This window comes from Pseudonocardia sp. NPDC046786 (genome assembly GCF_040645415.1).
GTDB lineage: Bacteria > Actinomycetota > Actinomycetes > Mycobacteriales > Pseudonocardiaceae > Pseudonocardia > Pseudonocardia kongjuensis.
The window spans coordinates 1-2,129 of the sequence record NZ_JBEYYF010000063.1 but is presented as its reverse complement, the minus strand read 5'-3'; the positions used below and the strand labels follow the sequence as shown (position 1 = coordinate 2,129).

1 protein-coding gene and 1 pseudogene are annotated in these 2,129 nt (G+C 64.8%); both read right to left on the bottom strand.

Annotation, left to right across the window (positions count from 1 at the left end; translation table 11 throughout):
• Positions 1-204 precede the first annotated feature (204 nt).
• Positions 205-714: a hypothetical protein gene (locus ABZ881_RS30865; protein WP_358489583.1), complete on the bottom strand. Its 510-nt coding sequence runs from the start codon at positions 712-714 to the stop codon at positions 205-207.
• A 273-nt stretch (positions 715-987) separates the two neighbouring features.
• Positions 988-1,809, bottom strand: a pseudogene (locus ABZ881_RS30860) (IS5 family transposase); the annotation flags it as partial.
• Positions 1,810-2,129: the final 320 nt, after the last annotated feature.

The following is a 2,129-nucleotide window of genomic DNA, read 5'->3' as shown; positions in this document are numbered from 1 at the left end:
TCGGCGGCGTCGACGACGCGTAACATGTCGTCCAAGACCTCGGACCATGGGCGACTCGCGTCCGGCCAGAAGAAGGGTGTCGTCACCCAGAACTTCAGTGCCATTTTGACTCCTCCGCATTGCGGGCTTCGCAATGTCGATGCGACCGTGATCGGGGAGTGACCCGTACCGGCGCAAGTTTCCAGAGATTGATCGCGGGGTCGCTCAACGGTCCGAACGGAGACGACGCATCCCGATGAGGACGTCGCTGTACGATTCGTCATCACCGGTATAGCGCCACCCGGACAGCATCTGCGGCGATGTCGTCAGAAGCACTTTCGCCTCGACGCCGGTCGATTTCACCGTATACTTATAGCCGGCTGGCGCCCAGAAATACTCCCCGGCCTCGAGGGAGAACTCGACGTTGACGTCATCGGCGTCGGTCACCACGATGTGTATCGTGCCGTCGATGCAATAGAACGCCTCGTCCCAGCTCGTCGCCTGCCAGACCACGTCTTTCGCAGCGGGGGCGTGAAAGCTGATTCCCTGGCTGTAGTACCGGGCACCGTCACGCTCGCGCGAGATGAAGGTGCCGGCTGCGACACCTTCGCTGAAGGCGATCCGCGGCATCGCCTCGATCTCGTCGAACCGGAACAGCCGAGGAAACCGGATCTCCTGTGCGGGTACCGATCTTCTGATCGCTGCGCCGGCCTCACGTTTGGCCTCGCTGGACATCAGGCGACCACCGTCCCCTTCCCTTCGCCTGTAAGGGCGTTCGACGACACGTCCTCACCCGAGTCACGAGGAGTTCAATCGTTTCTACTTGAGGTGCTTCGATCCCGGGCTCCACCATGACTGACCGACCCAGCGTAGCGTCAGCGCCTGATGGCGGCAATACGTGGAACGTTTATATCCTGGCTGCTCTACCGGGCCGGAGCGCCTCCACCCGCGTTGGGGCACACCACGCTGGTGGGTGTCACGACCGCGGTCAGAGCGTGTCTGAGAAGATCAAGTCGAGGGCTTGATCACGTACTTCTGCTGCCGGGCGGCCGGGGTGCCGCGGGCGAGGCGGCGGGTGATGGTGTTGATCGCAGCCCAGCGGATCATGGCCTCGGACACGGCGGGGTCGCGTTCGTAGTCCCGGGCCAGACGCCGGTGCGCGGTGAGCCAGGCCAGGGTCCGCTCGACCGCCCGCCTACGCGGCAGGACGGCGAATCCGCGCTGCTCAGGTGGTTTGCGGACGACCTCGACGGTGGTCCGCAGGATCGAGGTGGCCCAGTCGAGCAGGCGTCCGGCGAACCCGGCGTCGGCGAACACGAAGTGCACCCTCGTGCGCAGGTAGAGGTCGAGCAGGATCGACTTGGCGCCGTCGCGGTCCTGGACCGACGCCGAGCACACCATCGTCGTCAAGAGCAGGCCGAGGGTGTCGGTGATGATGAACCGCTTCCGACCGTTGATCTTCTTCCCGGCGTCGTAGCCGCGGGCGTCCTGTCCGACGGTGTCGGCGCCGCGCACGGACTGGGAGTCGATGATGCCCGCGCTGGGCTCGGGGTCGCGGCCTTCGTCGGCGCGCAGCTGTCGGCGTACGATCGGCAGCATCTGTTCGGTGACCTTCTGCTGCTCCCACCGGTTGAAGTACCAGTACACGGTCTGCCATGGCGGGAAGTCCGCAGGCAGAGCGCGCCATGCGTACCCCGCGCGCACCACGTAGAGGATCGCGTCGACCACGTCCCGGCGCGGATGCTTCTCCGGCCGACCACCCGATCCGGCCTCGGGCAGGAGCGGTTCGGTCAACGCCCACTGGGCATCGCTGGTGTCCGGGGGATACCGCCGCTTACGCCGAGCTACCCGTCAACGATGGACCAGACCCGCGACCACACGGCGCAGACACGCCGACCCTTCTCAGGCGCGGTCTCACAGTGCCCGTCCCGCCGGAACCCAGCCGGCGCGTCGGGCCGAAACACCGATCTTGAACAGAGCCGACAGGAAGTTATGACGGCGGGCACCATTTGTCCATTTACATAATTCGGATTAAAATATTGTGGCCGGCGAATTAACCCCGGTCATTCATGACGCTGCTGATTGATCTCGGATTCGGTGTTGTCTGCTGGAGCTGGTGTGACGGCGTGCGGGAGTGTCCGGCGTGCGGT

Bases quoted from the DNA above. Each gene is read 5' to 3' on its own strand.
- ABZ881_RS30865 (WP_358489583.1), bottom strand. From the start codon at position 714: ATGTCCAGCGAGGCCAAACGTGAGGCCGGCGCAGCGATCAGAAGATCG.